The 19,952-nt window shown below is 47.5% G+C and carries 16 protein-coding genes and 1 pseudogene; 1 reads left to right on the top strand and 16 read right to left on the bottom strand.

Translation table 11 applies throughout. The features are described 5' to 3' along the window. Positions 1-9 precede the first annotated feature (9 nt). The 10 genes from HPL003_RS19160 to HPL003_RS19115 all read right to left on the bottom strand — a co-directional run bounded on the left by HPL003_RS19160 (position 10) and on the right by HPL003_RS19115 (position 12,030). Complete coding sequence (locus tag HPL003_RS19160; RefSeq protein ID WP_014281386.1) at positions 10-765, bottom strand: LutC/YkgG family protein; 756 nt, start codon at positions 763-765, stop codon at positions 10-12. Next, positions 758-2,278 carry a LutB/LldF family L-lactate oxidation iron-sulfur protein gene (locus HPL003_RS19155; protein ID WP_014281385.1) on the bottom strand — a complete coding sequence of 507 codons (1,521 nt, stop codon included), beginning with the start codon at positions 2,276-2,278 and terminating at the stop codon, positions 758-760. The genes HPL003_RS19160 and HPL003_RS19155 overlap by 8 nt, the downstream gene beginning before the upstream one ends. Continuing rightward, on the bottom strand, positions 2,275-3,003 hold the full coding sequence (locus tag HPL003_RS19150) for a (Fe-S)-binding protein (protein ID WP_014281384.1): 729 nt from the start codon (positions 3,001-3,003) through the stop codon (positions 2,275-2,277). The genes HPL003_RS19155 and HPL003_RS19150 overlap by 4 nt, the downstream gene beginning before the upstream one ends. 247 nt (positions 3,004-3,250) lie before the next feature. Continuing rightward, positions 3,251-4,009, bottom strand: a complete 759-nt coding sequence (locus tag HPL003_RS19145; RefSeq protein ID WP_014281383.1) for a DeoR/GlpR family DNA-binding transcription regulator — start codon at positions 4,007-4,009, stop codon at positions 3,251-3,253. A 20-nt stretch (positions 4,010-4,029) separates the two neighbouring features. Further along, complete coding sequence (gene rhaB, locus HPL003_RS19140) at positions 4,030-5,505, bottom strand: rhamnulokinase (RefSeq protein ID WP_014281382.1); 1,476 nt, start codon at positions 5,503-5,505, stop codon at positions 4,030-4,032. After that, on the bottom strand, positions 5,502-6,722 hold the full coding sequence (rhaI, locus tag HPL003_RS19135; RefSeq protein ID WP_014281381.1) for an L-rhamnose isomerase: 1,221 nt from the start codon (positions 6,720-6,722) through the stop codon (positions 5,502-5,504). Before rhaI ends, rhaB begins: the two co-directional genes overlap by 4 nt. A gap of 244 nt (positions 6,723-6,966) precedes the next feature. Next, on the bottom strand, positions 6,967-9,036 hold the full coding sequence (locus HPL003_RS19130; RefSeq protein WP_014281380.1) for a bifunctional rhamnulose-1-phosphate aldolase/short-chain dehydrogenase: 2,070 nt from the start codon (positions 9,034-9,036) through the stop codon (positions 6,967-6,969). Positions 9,037-9,349: 313 nt separating this feature from the next. Next, on the bottom strand, positions 9,350-9,991 hold the full coding sequence (locus HPL003_RS19125) for an acetyltransferase (RefSeq protein WP_014281379.1): 642 nt from the start codon (positions 9,989-9,991) through the stop codon (positions 9,350-9,352). Next, positions 9,988-11,130: a DegT/DnrJ/EryC1/StrS family aminotransferase gene (locus HPL003_RS19120; RefSeq protein ID WP_014281378.1), complete on the bottom strand. Its 1,143-nt coding sequence runs from the start codon at positions 11,128-11,130 to the stop codon at positions 9,988-9,990. Before HPL003_RS19120 ends, HPL003_RS19125 begins: the two co-directional genes overlap by 4 nt. A 33-nt stretch (positions 11,131-11,163) precedes the next feature. Next, positions 11,164-12,030, bottom strand: coding sequence for a glycosyltransferase family 2 protein (locus tag HPL003_RS19115; RefSeq protein WP_014281377.1), 867 nt, complete (start codon positions 12,028-12,030; stop codon positions 11,164-11,166). 198 nt (positions 12,031-12,228) lie between these two features. Between HPL003_RS19115 and HPL003_RS19110 the strand changes: the two genes are divergently transcribed. Beyond that, positions 12,229-13,758, top strand: a complete 1,530-nt coding sequence (locus tag HPL003_RS19110; RefSeq protein WP_014281376.1) for a glycosyltransferase — start codon at positions 12,229-12,231, stop codon at positions 13,756-13,758. A 327-nt stretch (positions 13,759-14,085) separates the two neighbouring features. Here the strand turns inward: HPL003_RS19110 and HPL003_RS19105 are convergent. The 6 genes and pseudogenes from HPL003_RS19105 to HPL003_RS19080 all read right to left on the bottom strand — a co-directional run. Beyond that, positions 14,086-15,348, bottom strand: a pseudogene (locus tag HPL003_RS19105) (collagen-like domain-containing protein); the annotation flags it as partial. 490 nt (positions 15,349-15,838) lie between these two features. Then, a complete protein-coding gene (locus tag HPL003_RS19100; RefSeq protein WP_014281373.1) occupies positions 15,839-16,192 on the bottom strand; it encodes a hypothetical protein in 354 nt (117 codons plus the stop codon). Positions 16,193-16,508: 316 nt separating this feature from the next. Then, positions 16,509-17,237, bottom strand: coding sequence for a glycosyltransferase family 2 protein (locus tag HPL003_RS19095; protein WP_014281372.1), 729 nt, complete (start codon positions 17,235-17,237; stop codon positions 16,509-16,511). A 271-nt stretch (positions 17,238-17,508) separates the two neighbouring features. Beyond that, positions 17,509-18,141 (bottom strand): RraA family protein, encoded by a 633-nt coding sequence (locus HPL003_RS19090; RefSeq protein ID WP_014281371.1) that lies wholly within the window; start codon positions 18,139-18,141, stop codon positions 17,509-17,511. A gap of 121 nt (positions 18,142-18,262) precedes the next feature. After that, positions 18,263-19,129, bottom strand: coding sequence for an IucA/IucC family C-terminal-domain containing protein (locus HPL003_RS19085; RefSeq protein WP_014281370.1), 867 nt, complete (start codon positions 19,127-19,129; stop codon positions 18,263-18,265). Next, the gene (locus HPL003_RS19080) at positions 19,101-19,916 is read right to left on the bottom strand and encodes an ABC transporter ATP-binding protein (protein ID WP_014281369.1); all 816 of its coding nucleotides are present in this window, start codon (positions 19,914-19,916) and stop codon (positions 19,101-19,103) included. Before HPL003_RS19080 ends, HPL003_RS19085 begins: the two co-directional genes overlap by 29 nt. Between the last annotated feature and the right edge of the window lie 36 nt (positions 19,917-19,952).

Genomic DNA, 19,952 nt, shown 5'->3' with positions numbered 1-19,952 from the left:
ATCTACAAATTAGCCAATCAACAGCGTATAGACGATGCCGGGTCCATGTACACCGATGGTCAGATCATTTTCAATATCCGACGAGCGGCTGGGTCCGGTAATAAAATGAATGCCTGCGGGCAACTGCTCACGTCCAGCTTCGTCAAAGCGGCCTAAAATCTCGCCCAGCCGCGTCCGCAGACGCTCCAGCGGAAGGAGAATGATCAGCACGGTCGGCAGCAGACTGACCGCGCGGCCCTTCTCTGGCGAGGATAGCACCGCCACCGAACCGGTGTAGGCAGCGGCTTCGTCGGCGATCACGATGCCGATGTCCGCCTCGGCGGCGCGGGCCTTCCAGTCCTCGACTGGATCGGTGTTCCACACCGATAGACGGACTTCCGGCAGCGCCGTTTCCAGTTGGAGCGCATCCAGGTCCGGCTCATTCTGCCGGACGATATAGGTCGCTCCCAGATCACGCGCCTTGCGCGCGATCCAGTCTGCCGTCTGCTCCCAATCCGGCAGACGCACGACATGCCCGCCAACACTTGTAAAGTTGGCGGTGAACTCTTCGATGCGCTGCTCCGCGCTCCATTCGAATTCGTGCCAAAATGCAGGTGCGCCGCGGAACGGCTGCACTGGCGGCTGGGTCTGTCGCGGACGCTTGAGCTTCGTCGCTATGCCATCCATAAAGCGTACCTGCTTGGCGCGGGATTCGGCTTCCATTTGATGGAGCCACGCTTGATGGGCGGTCTTTGCTTGTGCAGAAGTATTACTCTGTTCACTCATGCTGTCTGCCTCCTTTACTTCTATCTTCCAAAATCGTCTCCATTCGGCTACGAACGTCAGGCTGCATCACATTGCGTTCCTGCTCCAGCTCACGTTCCAGTGTGCTCCATTGCTGACGGAAGGACTTTTTCGCCAAAGAAGGGGTCACGCGGTACGTATTCCAGCCCTTTAGCGGACCCAGCTTAAGCGTAATTTCTCCCTTACGGACGACCGCTTTTTGGGCAATCTGTCCGAGCCGAATCGCCGCTGCGAATCGCTTCGAGCTGGAAACAACGGTCGCAAAGCCTTTCATCCCTGCCGATTCCAGCTTATCTCCTTGCCCCACCTCCACCTTGCGTCTGCGCAAATAGACTAGCATATCGTGCAATGGTATTTTGACCGGACAGGCTTCATAGCACGCACCACACAGGCTGGATGCACTTGCAATGTCGTTCCACTCTTCGATGTTGCCGTGCAAGGCAGGCGTAAGTACCGCGCCAATAGGGCCGCTATATGTCCCGCCATACGCATGTCCACCAATGTGGCGGTACACCGGACAGGCGTTCAGGCAAGCCCCGCAACGAATGCAATTCAGCAGTTCTTGAAACTCGGGATTGCCTAGCTGAAGCGAGCGTCCGTTATCTACGATGATGATGTGCATTTCCTCCGGTCCATCGGCATCCTGGCTGCGCCGCGGGCCTGTAATACCGGACATGTACATGGTCAGCTTCTGACCGGTAGCGGAGCGTGGCAGCAATGTAGCCATAACCTCCAGATCCGTCCATGATGGAATAATCCGTTCCATACCCATCAGCGTAATTTGCGTTTTGGGCAAAGTGGATACCATCCGCGCATTGCCTTCATTTTCGAACAGCACCATGGAACCCGTCTCCGCGATGGCAAAATTACAGCCAGTCATTCCGATATCTGCCTCCAGAAACTTTTCACGCAATTTTTTGCGGACAAAACCAGCCAAAATCGTCGTATCCGCAGACAGTTCCTCCCCCGCTTCTTTGGACAGCAGTTCGGCAATCTGATAGCGGTTTTTGTGAATCGCCGGAATGACGATATGAGATGGAGCCTCACCTGCAAGCTGAATAATATACTCACCAAGATCGCTTTCAATCGTCTCGATATCCACGCCCTCCAGCGCCTGATTCAAGTGCAGTTCCTCCGACACCATCGACTTGGATTTAACAACAGACCGAGCCTGATTGTGGGCAGCAATATCCAGTGTAATCCGTACGGCGTCTGCTGCTGTATCGGCAAAATGGATATGCACCCCGTTGGCCCGGGCATTGTCCACAAACAGGTTCAGATAATAGTCCAGATGGGCAATGGTATGCAGCCGAATTTGACGGCCTCGCTCACGCCATTCCTCCCAATTTCCGTGCTGCGCTGAAGCCGCCTGCTTGCCGTTGCGCAAACGCTCCGTTGTGAAACGGACCGCATTCCGCAGAAAATCGTCGTTCAGGGCCAGCTCGGCGCGTTTTTTGACCTTTTGGCTCATCGAATGTGAATGTACAGCGGTCATGCGTGCTTCACCCCTTCATACAGCAGCTCGGCCAGATGCATCACCCGAACTGGCTCTTCCCGATACCGGAGATTTCCCGCAATGTTCATCAGGCAGGCCATATCCAGTCCAACCAGCACCTCGGCCTCCGTCTCCCTGATATGATCCACCTTTTCTGTCACCATCGCTCCCGAAATATCCGACATTTTTACTGCAAAAGTACCCCCAAAGCCACAGCAATCCTCGGCAAAAGGAAGCGGCACCAGTTGCAAGCCCTTTACGCTGCCAAGTAGCTGCATCGGCTCCTCCTTCACACCCAACAAGCGGGTACCGTGGCAAGACGGATGGTAGGTTACGGTATGCGGAAAAGACGCGCCCACATCGGTCACGCCAAGCACCTGCACCATAAATTGCGTAAACTCATACGTCTTTTGCTCCAGTCGCCGCGCTGAGTCCAGCCATTCTGGCTCATCCTTAAATAGTTCCGGGTAATGATGAATCATATAAGTGCAGGAGCCGGAGGGCGATACGACAAAGTCACTGTCGTCAAACGCTTTCAAAATCGTTTTCGCCGCCGCCCTCGTTTCATCCCAGTAGCCGCTGTTATAGGACGGCTGGCCGCAGCATGTCTGCACCTTTGGAAAATTAAGCTCGACACCATATCTGGCAAGCAAACGTGCCATCGCTTCCCCCACCTTGGGATAAATCGCATCACTCAGGCAGGTAATAAATAAAGATACCTTCATACGAGACACCCCTTCCGTCCATGGAATAGCTATTACTTTATACATAAACTGAGCTGGAAAGCTACATATGGCGCCACTGCGCAGTCGGATGGTGCTTCCCATCGCCTTTGCAGTGGGATTCTCACCTATACGTGTTTTACATCATCAAAGAATCCCACTGCAACAGCGATCGTAAGATCAAATGAAACGCGGAGCGGCCTCTATCAGCGCTTTAAAAATTCTTTTCTCGCCCCGGAAACTGCACGCTTTACACAACCGTAACCGGAATTGACAGCTCCGCAAGTTGACTGCGAATCGGGTCTGACAACCGTGAATCTGTGATAATTTCGGACACCTGCGACAGCTTCACGACATGCGTGAATGCCTGCTGCCCAAATTTGCTCGCATCTGCCAGTAAAATCACACGATCTGCAATGCTGACCATTTTCTGCTTCAAACGAGCTTGCAGCTCATTCGATTCACTAATACCCCGATCCAGATGGACCCCCTGGCTGGAGAAAAACAATTTATCCACATAATACGATTCCAACGAGCGCTCCGCGAGCGGGCCTACGAACGACAGCGAGCGCTGTAGCAACTGCCCCCCCGTTGAAATGACCTCGATTTTTTCCTTACCCGCCAGCTCTGTTGCTACACGGATCGAATTCGTCAATATCGTCAACGGAATATCCGGCAGAATCGACGCCATATACCAGGCCGTTGTACTAGCATCCAGCAAAATACGATCATGCGGCTGAATCTGCTTTACCGCTTCCTCGGCAATCCGGCGCTTTTCCTCTGCGTTCATAATTTCCCGTACCGCATACGGCGTTTCGGGCTGCTCATTTTTGACGCTGACTGCTCCACCATGTGAACGGCGCAGCCGTCCCGCCTGCTCCAGACGGTCCAGATCGCGGCGGATCGTTTCCTCCGTTACTTTGCACAGCTCACTCAGCTCCGACACACGGATGCTTCCTTTTTCATTGACGAGCTGTACGATCATCTCATATCTTTCTGCGACCAGCATGGCAATCTCACTCCACATCTTTAATGTACAAAAAGTCCCGCCACACGCCGGAATCGTCCGTAGGCATCCTCCCACGCTTCCGACTCGGCAGGTTCATAACCCTCTACGGAAATAGAATCCGCGATGACCCGGCGTGCTTCCCATATATCAGCGAACTTTCCCTGTGCCATCCATTGTACCGCAAGATTGCCGATTGCGCTTGCTTCTGCGGGTCCAGCCCACACGGGTTTTTGAATCGAGTTGGCCGTCCATTGGCACAACAGCCGATTTTGAATTCCCCCACCGACCATATGCAACCCGTTAAACCGTTGTCCTGACACCCGTTCCGTAAGCTCCAAAACGTAACGGTACTTCAACGCCAGACTTTCCAAAATACAGCGTGTGACCTCCCCCGGTGTCTCCGGCAAAGGCTGCCCAGTATTACGGCAATATTGGCGTATGCGTGTTTTCATATCCCCAGCATGCAGAAACAGTTCATCATCCGGGTCAATCAAGGAAGTGAACGCCGGAGCCTGCTCTGCCATGTGAACCAATTCAGGGAAAGAATAGGAGCTTCCCTGCCGCTCCCACTCTCTGCGTGCCTCCTGTAAAATCCACAAGCCCATAATATTTTTAAGCAGCCTGTAGGTTCGACCCACCCCGCCTTCATTCGTAAAATTAAATTTTAGCGTATCGTCGTTGATCACGGGCAGCGGGGTTTCCGTTCCCATCAGGGACCACGTTCCGCAGCTTAAATAGGCAAATGATCGTTCCAGCGCAGGCACCGCCGCCACAGCCGATCCCGTATCATGCTCCGCTACCGCAATCACAGGAATCGCTCCGATGCCCAGATCGGTCATGACCGAGGAACGGATCGTACCTGCGGTACTTCCCGGCTCCAGTACCTTTCCAAACCAGGATCGGGGGACGCTGATACCGGACAGAAGCTCATTATCCCAGTCTTGCCGTAACGGATTATATAACTGGGTGCTGGTCGCATTGGAAAACTCATTATACATTTCACCCGTCAGAAAATACCGCAGCAGATCAGGGATCATCAAGAAATGCTCTGCCTGCTCCAGCAGCGGCGATTTTGCTTTTTGCATAGCAGCCAACTGATACATCGTATTAAAGGTCAAAAACTGAATGCCTGTGCGCTGAAAAATAAACTCTTTCCCCAACTGGCCCTGTACTTCCTCCATTACCCCGTGGGTATGCCAATCCCGATAATGATAAGGGTTACCCAGCAATTCTCCGGTTCCTCCAATCAGTCCAAAATCAACCGACCAGGAATCAATCGCCAGACTGGACGGGTCCACTCCCATGTGCTTGGCTTTGAGCAGCCCTTGCTGAACCTCGTGATACAGACGCAAAATATCCCAGTGCAGACGTTCCCCGACCTTGACTGGATCATTCGAAAAGCGATGGATTTCCTCCACCTCTATACGTGAATCCGTCAATCGACCGAGCAGAACCCTGCCGCTGCTTGCCCCCAAATCATATGCGAGGATGCTCACCAGCTTGCACCACCCTTGCCTCTTTGCAAAATCTGCGTGCCATAATCAGACGCTAAATAGGCTTTCATCGGATCAGCGGGTAACCCTTGCTCCTCACGTATTGCCTTGAGCAATGGTGCAACGTCGAACTCAAACGCTTTGCGCACAGCATCCTCCGCACCCAGCACATCCTGTCGGTTCGCCGCTTCCTCCACCTCTGCATGATTGATCAGCAACGCCTTCGCATACTGAGTCTGCACATTCAGCACCGAGCGAATCATCGCCGGGATTTTTTGTTCAATATTGTGCGACTGGTCGATCAAATAAGCAATTTTATCCACCGTGTGGCGGATATCTGCATCCACATCCTGAGCCGCGTTCAAAATCTGATAAAAGATCAAGAACAGCTCATACGGATTCGCGGAGCCCACGATCAGATCATCATCCGCATATTTGTAACTATTAAAATGAAAACCGCCCAGTCGCTTCTCATCAATTAAAAACGCGACAATATGCTCCACGTTGGCTCCCGGCAGATGATGCCCCGTATCTACAAGCACCTGTGCCTGCGGTCCCAGCTTGGTCGCGAAATTGTACGCCATGCCCCAATCGGCAATGTCCGTGTGATAAAAGGCTGGCTCGAACGCTTTGTATTCAATCAGCATGCGCATGTCAGGCGTGAGCGCCTTATACATTTCGCCGAGTGCCTCCAGCATCCAATTTTTCCGCTTGCGGATGTCTCCCTGACCTGGATAGTTTGTTCCGTCTGCAAACCACAGGCTAAAATCGTTGGAACCCGTTTCTTTCGCGATGTCCACGCATTCCAGCAGGTGGTTTGTTGCCTTGCGGCGGATTGCCGGGTCCACATTGGTGACGCTGCCGAGCATGTAATCTTCATCCTGAAACAGATTCGGATTAACCGCCCCAAGACGTAGTCCCAGGCTTTCGGCATGGCTGCGGAGCTTGCCGTAATTATCCACCTTATCCCATGGAATATGAATGGCGACCGATGGACACAATCCCGTTACTGCATGAACCTGTGCTGCATCCTCCAGCTTTTCGAACGGATCACGCGGCACGCCTGTTTTTTGAAAAACTTTAAACCGTGTACCTGAGTCGCCATAGCCCCATGACGGGGTTTCTATGCTAAGCGCTTTCAGTTTTTTCTTTACTTGTTCCAGGTCAATACCCCTTTGTTGCTGCTGTTCCTCGAATAAGGCGTACGCTTTGTCGCTCATCGTGATTCCTCCTTGAAAAGTAAGTGAGTTATGGGTGGGGAGATCGCTTCGCGGATGGATCATTCTTCCGATCGCTGTTATCCCCGGATTTTTTTATTTTATAGAACATATAAAGGTAAAAATCCGGGGATAAAGGCGAACGCTACGCTTCTTCAGAACGATTCCATCCGCTCCGCTGCCGACCACCCATAAAGTCACTTCTATTTTTAAATGTTAGTGTGTATATACTACCTCTCTTGACTTCCTAGCGTGTAAAGGCAGCGGGTACGCCGCCGTCGATGGTGAGCATACAGCCTGTCGTTTTCTCCGCCTTGGATGAGGCGAAAAAGGCAATACCCTCTGCGATATCCTGCGGGTAAATGTTTACCAGCAGCGTCGTCCGCTTGCGGTAGTGTTCCTCCAGTTGGTCTGGCTCGATGCCGTAGGCGGCAGCGCGTTCGTTGCGCCAGTTGGAGTTCCAGATTGCGGAGCCTTGCAGAATCGCATCTGGCAAAATCGTGTTTACCCGAATGCCGTATTCGCCGCCTTCTGCGGCAATACAACGGGCCAGATGCGCTTCCAGCGCCTTGACCGAGCTGTAGGCCGTTACATTTTTACCTGCATAGACGGAGTTTTTCGAGCCGACGAACACCATGCTGCCGCCAAGTGTCTGTTCCTTCATCAGCTTGAACGCTTCCCGTGCTACCAGAAAATAACCTGTGCCTAGCACGTTCACATTTAGATTCCATTCCTTTAATGATGTTTCGTCGAATGGACTGGAGGTGGCCAAACCTGCATTGTTGACGATGATATCAACACCGCCATAGGTCAGAGCAGTTTCTGCATAGGCAGCCTGGATCTGATCCTCCTGTGTCACATCCATTTTGACTGCAATAGCGCGGCCTTCTCCGTAGTGGTCATTCAGCTCAGCGGCCACCTTTTGCGCACCTTCCAGATTCAGGTCGGCCAGCACGACATGTGCTCCTTCATCCACCAGACGGCGTGCCGTTGCACTGCCGATTCCGCCTGCACCGCCTGTAATGAGCGCGATTTTGCGCGAAAATTCTGCTTCTGCCGGAGCAAGCGACAGCTTATACAACTCCAGCGGCCAGTATTCCACGTTATATGATTCATTTTCACTAAGCGAAACAAACTGTCCTAGCGCCGTCGCACCCCGCATCACCGCGATAGCCCGATGATATAAAGCACCACTCACCTGTGCGTTACTCCAGCTTTTGCCTGTGTTAATCATGCCGATGCCCGGGATTAAAATGACACGTGGCGCGGCCTCAAACATAACATCTCCCTCATGCCGATTGCGTTCAAAATAAGCTTGGTATTGCTCCTTATAGGCTGCGATACCCTCTACAAGCTTGATTTTTAAAACTTCTACATCCTCCACGTCCGGTGTCCAATCCACAAAGAATGGCACTACCTTGGTATGAACCAGATGATCCGGGCACGCTGCTCCGACCTGTGACAAAGCAGCAGAATCCTGAGCGTTCACAAACTCCAGCACGTCCTCTGCGTCATCAAAGGTAAGGATCATCTTCTTATCACCACTGACCGCTCCCCGAACGGATGGCATGACGCTGGACGCAATATTGCGGCGTTCCTCCTGGGTAAGCGCTTTATATTTCGCGCCTCCAAACGACGGCTTTTCCTTTTGACGAGCCTTGATATAGCTTTCTGCTTCTTGAATGATTTCAATGGTTTTCGCATAGGCTGCCTCGGATGTTTCTCCCCAAGTAACCAGGCCGTGCTTCTCCATTAACACCAATTCTGCCTGGGGATGATCGAGTACACCTTGGGCAATCATCTTGGACAGCTTAAAACCAGGACGGATATAAGGAACCCATACAAAACGATCACCAAAAATCTCTTTCGCGATTTCCTTGCCGTTGTGCGCACAGCACAAGCTGATAATCGCGTCCGGGTGGGTATGATCCACATGATTAAAAGGTAAAAAAGCGTGCAATAGCGTCTCAATCGAAGCACGCGGATGCTTGGCATCTATCATACAATTCGCTAGATACGCGACCATATCCTCGTCAGACATATCTTCCCTTTCGAACAACGGACGGATATCCTCCATACGAAGCCCTGTAAAGTTACGCGCTTTCATTGTAGCAAGATCAGAACCGCTGCCTTTGACGTACATTACCTCTACTTCACGTCCGCGAAAATCCTGTATCGTCGTTTTGGACGAAGTATTGCCGCCTCCCCAGTTGCACACACTCCTGTCCGTGCCGATAAGGTTAGAGCGATATACGAGCTGTTCCAACGTGTTTTTTTGCTCAGATGCTTGTGAAGAATTCCACAGACTTTGTACCATAGGAAAAAGACCTCCAAATTCAGTTTTAGTTTTGAATAGCTTTATTACAGTGGGTATTGTTGGTTTAAGGAGACTATAACACTTTTGTTTTGATTTGAAAATATATAATACAAAAATAATCAAAAATAAATATTATTTTTGAATAACCTGTAAAACGAATGTTCATCTGTAAAACGGTAGTTGCCACTCTGGAGAGAAAGCGCTTTAATAAATCTGGTGTCATAGGAGGGTATACGCTTAAAAAATACAATAAGGCCGTGTCGGGATCGGGTTATAAGAACCTTTTCCAGCACGGCCTTACTCATTTGACTAGCTACCCATCAGCTAATCGTTTTTTAACGACTGCAGGTACACCTGCAGCCATGGTAAATTCGGGTATATCGTCTTTGACAAAGGCTCCGCCACCAATCATTGACCAACAACCGATGTGACGCTTCTCTCGTACCGAGGCTCCAATGCCAATATAGGCTCCGTCATTAATGGTTACATTACCTGCCAGATTCACACCTGGGGATATGGTTACATAATCACCAATAACCGCATCATGACTGATGGTGACACTCCGATTGATAATTACATGATTTCCAATCTTAATATTGTCAGAAAGGACAGACCCCTCAAAGATCATACTCCCCTCTCCAATGATATTTCTTTGAGACAAACGAACATGGGGGTGTATTAGCGAGGATGCGATACGAAACCCCGATCGAATGGTATTGTAAACGAATCGCTTCTTTAATGCCGGGTCACCCACTCCTGCGCATAGGAGCTCCACCTCATGTTTTAACACTTCAATATCAGCCAACGTCCCCAACACAGGAACGCCATCTACAACATGACCCTTCATCTCAGGCCGTTCGTCTAAAAAGCCTACCACTTGAACTCCCAGCTCTTCACAGAGCCAGTTAATCTCCCTGGCATGTCCTCCCGATCCCCAAATTACAATTTTTTTCATCTCGTTTTTTCTCTTCCCAAGCTCTCTAGAACTTTTACAATTCTTTGAATGATTTTCTGGTCCAGCTCTTCCCATAAGGGTAGGCTGACAATATGTTTGGCAATATACTCAGTAACATCAAGCGTGGAATGGGGATAGCTTTGGAACTGCTTCTGCTGATGGCACGCTGGAGAAAAGTAGGTTCTGGCTTCTATGGAATTAGAGGCTAATAATTCAATAACTTCTTGATTGCTGTGGGGGTCCGGACTAAGAATGGATATAAATTGGTGAACTACAGATCCTTGCAGTTTTTGTATAGACCAGCCTTGTTCTAATAAGCCTGTGTGACGCAGCTCTTGAAGATAATATTGGTAGATTGTCTTTCTATTCTCCTGCACAGCCTTGAAATGATCGAGAGTGGCTAAAGCGATAGCAGCGGTATACTCGGATATCTTACTGTTTAGTCCTTGGATGACAGACTCTCTGTTGCTGGAGAAACCAAAATTTCCCGCCTGACGAATTCGCTTTATCAAATCCTGGTCCACACTATATACTAGACCACCCTCTCCAATACCAAAGGATTTGGTGGCATGAAAGCTGAAAACGACGGCTCCTTCGAAGCCTTTGCCAAAATGCATGGCTTCTTCCTCAGAAGTTATAGTTCCGAAGCTGGCGGCCGCATCAATCACTACTGGAATACCTTGCTGCTGCAGCCTGTTATAAACGGATCTATCCATGGGTGAGCCAAAAGTCGCATAAGGAACAACTACCGCAATCTCATCGCCCAGTAGCTTGACTGTCTGCTCTAATTGCTCCCTGTCCATTTGCCAATTCTCCGGCTCAATGTCAAGAAAGTATGGAATAAGACCGCACCACTCGGCAGCAAGCGGGGTTGCTGCAAATGTAAAGCTTGGCATAACCGCATACTTGCCTGTGGGTCGCTTGCTTTGAGAAATCGAAAGCATCAAACCGAGGGTTGCATTTTGAACGGTCACAGCAGAGCCGGTTCCATCAAACATCTGTGTAATGACTCGCTCTTCAAACAGATTGTTTAAGGGGCCATAATTGGTGTATACCCGCGATTCTTCTATTTTCTTGAAGTTAGAAATGAATTGATCTTTTTTTACTAAATTAGGTCGTAAAAAGGGAATGTCGAACATGAACCAGCCTCCTTTGCATATAGGATGAGTAAGCTATGATTCCAATGTTTTTAATATCATTTCAATTCGCTTGATATCTGCATCAAATTGTGGACGACCCTTTATACGTTCATGATAAGAATGAAGTGCGGTTTTAAACAAATCGTCAGTATCCAGAAATCCATCATCCCTTGAGGCAATCATAATATCTAACCATTCCGTAAACGCATTTTGACCAAGCGTTTGATTATTTTGATTAGAATGTATTCGGAAATAGCTTAGTTCTTCAGGAATATAGACCGCTCTTCCTTTGGATAATAATCCCAACCAGGAAGCTAAATCATTAAGAAGAGAATACTGTTTTCCTTTATATACTCCAAACCGTTCGATAAGATCTGTTTTTTTAAATAACACTGTCGTAGGTTCACCAATCACATTTAAACAACGAGTTAATGCAATGTTTGCCAACATTCTTCCTTCCATGATCCTTGTTTCTTCGTATAGCCTTTCCGTTGCATAGATTGGCGGGATAATACCCCCTGATTCATTAATGGTTTGCCGATACGAGGTAACGAGTGTGATGTTTTCGAAATTTTCAAAAAAATAGATCATCCTTGCTATTTTTTCTTTATGAAACATGTCATCATCCATTAAGTAATTGATATATTCACCTGACGCTAAATCGAAACATTTATGCCAATTTCCGAGAAAAAGATTTTTCTCATTTTTATAATATTTAATTTGGGGAAAAGAATCTAAATAAGAATCAAGCATTTCTTGTACTTCATTCGTTGTACTGTCATCACAGATAATGATTTCGATGTTCGGATAAGTTTGTTCCAATACACTGTCGATGGCGATTTTTAGTGTATGGGGGCGATTATATGCGGGTATAACTACACTTACTAATGGGCATTCCACGCCTTACTCCACCTTTCTTTTATGCTTAGGTGTCTACGCCAAGGTTTCAAACGATTTACTCGCTATGTTCATATGGACTCACATCCCCGAACACATACACATACATATGTATTACTGGGAAATAAAATGATGCCAGCAGGAAAATGGATGTTTGTCTCCCTCTCGTTGGTGTTCGAAACTGGTAAAGGGGAATGATATATGCCATTGAATTTCACTCCGCTACTGACAGCTCATCTATTTATATCGAAGAAGGTTTTAAAGGATGATGTAAAAGAATTGATAGATAGATTAGAAGAAAATCACCTTACAATAAACTTGTATGATGCTGATCAACCACTTATAGACAATAGCCTCCAAAAACCTCGGGTTTACGTCTCGCTCGGAGAAGAGTGGGGAGAATTTTCAGCATTAAAAGCGATGCCTGGTCACGAAAAAAAACGCTGGTTGCACTTCCAATCACCAGACGAAATTCAACCTATACATTTATTTTTCTGCTGGCTCAAGGCAACAGATCCTCTCCCGGAAAATAGGACAATTCCTCCAACACATTTTTCTTCAGACACACCACTAATATCCGTGTTTACTGCCAGCTACAGGTCAAAAGAAAAAATTCAACGACCTTATCAATCTTTATTGAAGCAGACCTACAAGAACTGGGAATGGGTAATCGTGGATGATTCCGGCGATGAAGATGAGACATACAAGGAGTATTTACTCCCTTTAGATGATCACCGTGTGCGGAGATACCGGCAGGATTCCCGTAATGGCTATATAGGGGCCATCAAAAGGTTTGCGGCAGGTCTATGTACAGGGGAAATTTTAGTGGAAGTCGATCATGATGATGAGCTAACTCCTGACTGCCTGGAGAAAATCGTCAAAGCATTTCAACAAAACCCTGACTGTGGCTTTGTTTATGGGGATTGTGCTGAAGTGTATGCAGAGAGCAATCATGCGCATTGGTATGGCTGGGATTGTGGTTTTGGTTACAGTGTTCATTATCGAGTCTGGCTGCATGAAATGAACAGATGGCAAAATGCACAAAAACATACGACCATTAATGGCAAAACCATTCGTCATTTGGTCGGTTTACCCAATCATCCCCGTGCGTGGACGAGAGACTGTTATCATCTGATCGGAGGCCATCGCAATGAACTACTGGTAGCAGATGATTACGATATGCTGGTCCGGACGTTTCTTTGTACTAAATTTGTAAACATCCCCGATTTGATATATATCCAATATCGTAACGAACATGGAAATAACACTACATTCCTCAGAAATAAGCAGATTCAGGTTCTTGTAAGGGAACTAAATAGATGCTATTTTCAAAGAATTCAAATGAGATTGAAAGAGCTTGGTCTACCTGAGGAATTGCCTTATCGTCGTATATGGGAGACTTCTACGGATGATCCTGCCCGGAAATCTGCTCACGTTATTCAAGAAGATACCTCAAGATTTTCGATTTTGTTCCCTATTCCCCATTCCTGTCCTGAAAAAGAGCATACTCAATTATTTAAGACGCTCCAAAAAGGCATTGAAAATAACTTTCGGGAGATCGAAGTCGTAGTTGTAGGTCGTATTCCATCAGAAATCGAAAGCTATGCCTCCAAAGCTCCCAGGGGAGCCATACGATGGTGGCCTATGGAGCCAAATGATTCATTAGAAGCTTGTATTCAATATGCAAAATTTGTTGCGTCCTGTAAAGAGAAAGTGGTTGTGTTGCCCTAAATCTCAGACAAGGCTGATTAGTATATTAGCCAACAATTATTTTTCCAATACCTTTGTCGAAGTCTCTCTGAATCATTTCCATGAGACTTCGACAAAGGTTTTTTCGTTACAGCAGAACTGCTTAATGAAAAAGCATACCGCATGAAAGAAAAGTTCAGTACATACAACAGAGCCGTTATTGTTATGAATAGGTTTTAGCTAAATGATTTCATATTTGATATTTATTACTTCACCGACTAAGACGTAAGCAGTAACTTAAGACAAAAAAAGACCCAAAAGTTATAAATAACTTTTGGGTCCTCTAAATATACCTTAACCTTATAGAATGCCTTGTGGTCCTTGGTCGCCTTGTACGCCTTGAACACCCTGAGGTCCTTGGTCGCCTTGTACGCCTTGGGCTCCTTGAACTCCTTGAGGGCCTTGAACTCCTTGAGGCCCTTGGTCGCCTGGGGCTCCTTGGACTCCTTGTGGTCCTTGAGCACCTTGTACACCTTGGACTCCTTGAACACCTTGAACACCTTGAGGGCCTTGAACTCCTTGGGGTCCTTGGTCGCCTGGGGCTCCTTGGACTCCTTGAGGTCCTTGAGCACCTAGAGGGCCTTCAGCACCTTGTGGACCTAGAGGGCCTTGAGCACCTAGAGGGCCTTGAATACCTTGTGGACCTAGAGGGCCTTGAGCACCTTGTACGCCTTGAACACCTTGAGGTCCTTGGTTGCCTTGGGCTCCTTGAACACCTTGGGCTCCTTGAACGCCTTGCGGCCCTTGATCACCTTGAACTCCCTGAGGTCCTTGATCGCCTTGGACTCCTTGAACACCCAGAGGTCCCTGAACTCCCTGAGGTCCTTGGTCGCCTTGGGCTCCTTGAACACCTTGGGCTCCTTGAACGCCTTGCGGCCCTTGATCACCTTGAACTCCCTGAGGTCCTTGATCGCCTTGGACTCCTTGAACACCCAGAGGTCCCTGAACTCCCTGAGGTCCTTGGTCGCCTTGGGCTCCTTGAACACCTTGGGCTCCTTGAACGCCTTGCGGCCCTTGATCACCCTGTGGCCCTTGGTCACCTTGCGCTCCTTGTACGCCCTGAGGTCCTTGGTCACCTTGGGCTCCTTGGGCTCCTTGAACACCCTGAGGTCCTTGGTCGCCTTGGGCTCCTTGAACACCCTGAGGTCCTTGGTCGCCTTGGGCTCCTTGAACACCTTGTGGTCCTTGGTCACCTTGAGGTCCTTGAACACCCTGAGGTCCTTGGTCACCTTGCGCTCCTTGAACACCTTGTGGTCCTTGGTCACCTTGAGGTCCTTGAACACCCTGAGGTCCTTGGTCACCTTGCGCTCCTTGAACACCCTGAGGTCCTTGAACGCCTTGTACGCCTTGAACACCTTGAGCTCCTTGAGGTCCTTGGTCACCTTGTACGCCTTGAACTCCTTGAGGTCCTTGGTCGCCTTGGGCTCCTTGAACTCCTTGAGGTCCTTGGTCACCTTGGTCACCTTGCGCTCCTTGAACACCCTGAGGTCCTTGGACGCCTTGTGGCCCTTGAACACCAGACCCTTGGTCACCTTGTGGTCCTTGAACACCCTGAGGTCCTTGGACGCCTTGATCGGTTCCTAAAAGTTCATCAGATACTAACCGATGGGCAGGTACTAATTGCCCCAATGCATCTTTACCCCAAACCGAAATTTGAGTTTCATTTTCTGCTGCTCCACTTGTGGTAAAAACGAATTCAAATGCATTTAAATTTGCAAAATAGTTCCTCGTTAAAACCGCATTTGGTCCCACTATTACTACTTCTTGTACATATAATGTTCTGCTGCCGTTTAAAACGAAACCCTCGATCAAAACAGTAGAAGAATCAACAGAATCCCGGTTATCAATTTTTACCGTGACCAGTTGGGTAGGACTGACTCCAAGAACAGGATCGTTTGCAATCGGGCCAGTAGATAATACTGCCATTTAGATACCCCTCCTTTCTAGTAAAAGCAAGCTTTTATTGTGAACATTGAGATCTTTCTCAAGATCCCGTTCCCTCTATTTTATTTCTAAACCATGTGATTTGATTGTGGTCTTATCTCTGTACATTTGTTGAGCTTTAAGACTGTAACTGCTCATCCGCAACAATACGCTGAGCACCAATGATTGTACCACTCCCGTTTTTTCCCCAAACAGAAATATCAGTACTTTCTTCTGCCAAACCGCTTGTGGTAAAAACAAATTCATATGCATTGAAATTTGCTATATAATTTCTCGTAGCAACTGCATTCGGGGCTAACACTATTACTTCTAGTACAAACAATGTTCGTAAACCGTTTAAAACGTATCCCTGAATTAATATTGTTGAAGAATTGACTACATCACGATTTACCATTTTAACGGTAACCTGTTGGATAGGCCTGACCCCACTAACAGGACTATTCTCAATAGGTCCAGTTGATAATACTGCCATTAAGTTGATCTCTCCTTTACTATTTATTAACTACAAATCCATATAATTATATAGAAATACTATATATATTGAACTTTAAAAATTTATATTTGAGTTTAAATCCACTATATTATTTTGCAGTTCAATCTATATAGAACAGAATAGGATTACTGTAGCTCCATTATCATATTAATAATTAGTTTCATATGATTGTTTGTTTGCCTATTAAAAATAAAATAGAGTGACCAAGCACTAAGTAAGCTGATTCTTCAATTTCATTTTCAATTAAAAAAAAGATAAAAACCCCTGAGAAAAAGGTGCCTTTATCCTTGTAGATCTACAACACTCTAACAGATTTATTTTTTAATTTCTCAAATTGTTCCAACCTTTGTTTCTCATCCCATAAATAATGAAATCCCCATCTATTTGTTTTGTCCCCTTCTCGCAGCCCTTGTTTTAAAGCCGAGAAACGTGAATTTAGATAGTCAAATCCCAAGTATTTATAATGTAACAATAAAACATCATTATTGGATGGTTTTATGACGTCCCCTGTAGGTGAAGCAATATGCCTGCCAGGACCGAAATTTATTTCTTGAATCGCATTTGGATTAAATATTTGAGGCTTATCGTACGTTTGACTTCTTACACCATTCCTTACCGTTTCATGTAATGGTTGATGGCTGCTCGGAAAAAAATCAGAAACCATCTCATAACCATCAGGGACAATCAATGTTATCCCTTTAGAGGTGCATTCTTGCAGATATGTTCTAAGGTTAGGGTGATAGAAATGTTCATCTGCGTCACAGACAATAACCCAGTCTGCCTTTCCTCTGCTTCCTTTCCAAAATTGATTGAATTTATCTTGTGCTGATTTCACGAGAGAATTACCTTCTATTTCGAATCTATCTATAACAACTTTGGGATTTTCCCTTAACATGGATACAGAATTATCAGTTGAGTCATTATCGAAAATATAGTATTGGTCCGCTATATTATCATAGTGCTTAAAAAAAAACGGGAGCATTTTTTCTTCATTCCAGCATAAAGCATATACATGTATTATCACGTGCTCTTCCCCTTTCAAACTCAAAGCTTATGGACCAACTTGCTTGATAATATATGCAACTTATATGTGGGGGGTTCAAGTCGTGAATGACGAGCTCATCGTTAAGCGAGTAAGTGAGCAGTGATAAATCAGGTTTTCATTTATATGGAACACCCATCCGATTGAACTGCTTAGCAGAAGCTTTAACCCGGACCCAAGTTCGGGCTTTTTAATAGCTAGTTCCTATCCTAAATTCATAGTCTATACCGGACACCTGACGTTCGTGCAATGTCTACCTTTCCAGCCGGGTATTCAAAAGCTGATCGTATCCGAACTGCTTGCGCGTAAGCTCCTCCTTACGCTGTTTTTCCACAGCTTTTTTCCCCAGTTCCCATGCTTCCTCCGGCTTCACTGCAAATACGCCATCGTCATCACCCAAAATGAGATCACCTGGATGTACGCTGACCCCAAACAGGCTAATCGGGGTATTCACCTCTCCCTCCAGTTCCAGTGTACGAGTAGTCAAGGCACTAATTCCTTTGGAAAAGACGGGAAATTGCAGCCGGTTCAAGATACCGACATCTGTGACACAACCGGAAACAATCACACCAGCAAGTTGTTTTTTCATCGCTACATAGGCTCTGAATTCTCCCCAACAGGCTCTGGCATCGTCACCGGACATATCCACGACAAGCACATCACCCGCTTGTGCCAATTCCAGTGCATGCCGCACAGCGGTGGAGTCCAGATGGGGAAGCCTGACCGTAACTGCATTCCCCAATAAACGAATGGGACGGAACAACGGCTGTGCTCCCTGCATACATCCAAAATCCGTAAAATGCCCAAGGGTAGAAGCACTAACATGCTGATAAAGCTCCAGCAGTTCCGTCGTTACCCCCTGAACCCGAGGTTGGATCCGAAACATACAAACCAGCTCCTTTCGTGATATAACCAAACTCACATTATGCATATAGGAATCAAAGCAGGCAGAATGGCCGCTTAGGCAGAATTTCAGCTCACTATAGCTCAAACATCATAGCTTATATTTACCTCATACAATGTATCTTCGGACAGGTAGGGCAATAGCTACTCTTTTCCTTCATCTGATAAAAATAGCAGCAGGTTTTGCGAACACGTACAGCTTTCACGGCCGCAGTAGGCGCGGCGGAAACTGATGACGTTACAGGTACCACCGCTCTCTCTGAACGGGGAGAGCCAAAATACCGAGCCAGCGGATTTTGCCGTTCACCAAACAAGTGAGCCGGAGCCTCACAGGTCAAATATTTAAAATCCTCTTCCGTCCGCAACCGATTCCCGCTTTTTTGCTCCTGCCGGATACGGTTTTCATATAGCGCATAGACATAGATAGCAGTGTTTTCCCATAATACCGTCCTCGGAATGGCAGCAACAGCAGACACAGATCGCCACACTGGGGCCAAATGCTCAGCAAATACATGCCGGATGACATGATCACGCCAAACATGACGCTGCTCCAGACCGATGTCTCCCCCATCCTCACCCTTCTTTCCGCTGTCATATTCCATAACCAGCAGTCTGTTCAAATGCAACCTTGGAAGCCAGGTATCCTTGACAAAAGCAGATTGAATTGCACAATCAGCAATCTTGACTTCCAGCATCTTGTTATATACTGACATTGCATACAGAGCCGGGGACACGATCAAAAAACCGTACCGCTTCGCCAAAACAGAGGCCGTTACCTTGCGTGCAGAAAAATCATGCAGCCCTGCCAGCCGATCCAGATACATGGCGCATTGAGTTGCATCCAGCAAATCGACCGCAGGTAGATCATACCGTCCGTTTGGAGCTTGTTCACGACTGCTGCATATTCGCAATTTTTCCGTCAGATACAACAATTCGGCAGGCTCAAACGAAGACCCTTTGGCGTACAGCACCCATTTTCCTCCCCTTTCCATGAGGAATAAACATCGGTGTTCCGTACAAGGGATCAGGAATGACTTGGCAGCGCAGTTGGAATACCTTTTCCACCGTCTCGGCGGTCATGATTTCTTCCGGCTTTCCCTGCGCATAAATACACTTATCGTATACCGCAACCATATGGTGCGCATAGCGACAAGCCAGATTCAGATCATGCAGCACCATGACAATGGTCCGCCCTTCTTGTTCATTCAAATCAAACAGCAGGTCCAAAATCTCAATTTGATGCGTCATGTCCAAATAGGTAGTCGGCTCATCCAGTAAGATCATTTCCGTCCCCTGCGCCAAAGTCATGGAAATCCACGCGCGCTGGCGCTGCCCGCCAGATAAGGAATCTACTGGACGATCCGCAAAATCCTCCAATTGTGTCGCTTGCAGCGCGTTGTGTACCTGTGCTTCATCTTCTGCCGACCACTGCTTCAGCCAGCTCTGATGTGGATATCTACCCTGCTTGACCAACTGATACACTGTCAGTCCTTCTGGCGCTGACGGTCCCTGCGGCAAAATGGATAGCCTTTTGGCAATTTGCTTGGAGGGTAACTGGGCAATAGCCTGTCCATCCAGTAGCACCGCTCCCGCCGCAGGCTTCAAAAGCCGCGCCATGGCACGCAAAATCGTCGATTTTCCACACCCATTGCTGCCTACTAGTACCGTAATCTTTCCCTCCGGAATTTGCAGGTCCAGTTCTTGAATAACCGGGTCTGTCCCGTACTTAATCATCAGGTCCTTCACCTCTAAACCCATGCAGCTTCCCTCCCCTTTTATAAATTGCGAACTTAA

This window comes from Paenibacillus terrae HPL-003, assembly GCF_000235585.1.
GTDB lineage: Bacteria > Bacillota > Bacilli > Paenibacillales > Paenibacillaceae > Paenibacillus > Paenibacillus terrae_B.
The sequence above is the reverse complement of the archived record's forward strand: the minus strand, read 5'-3'. Positions and strand labels throughout refer to the sequence as shown.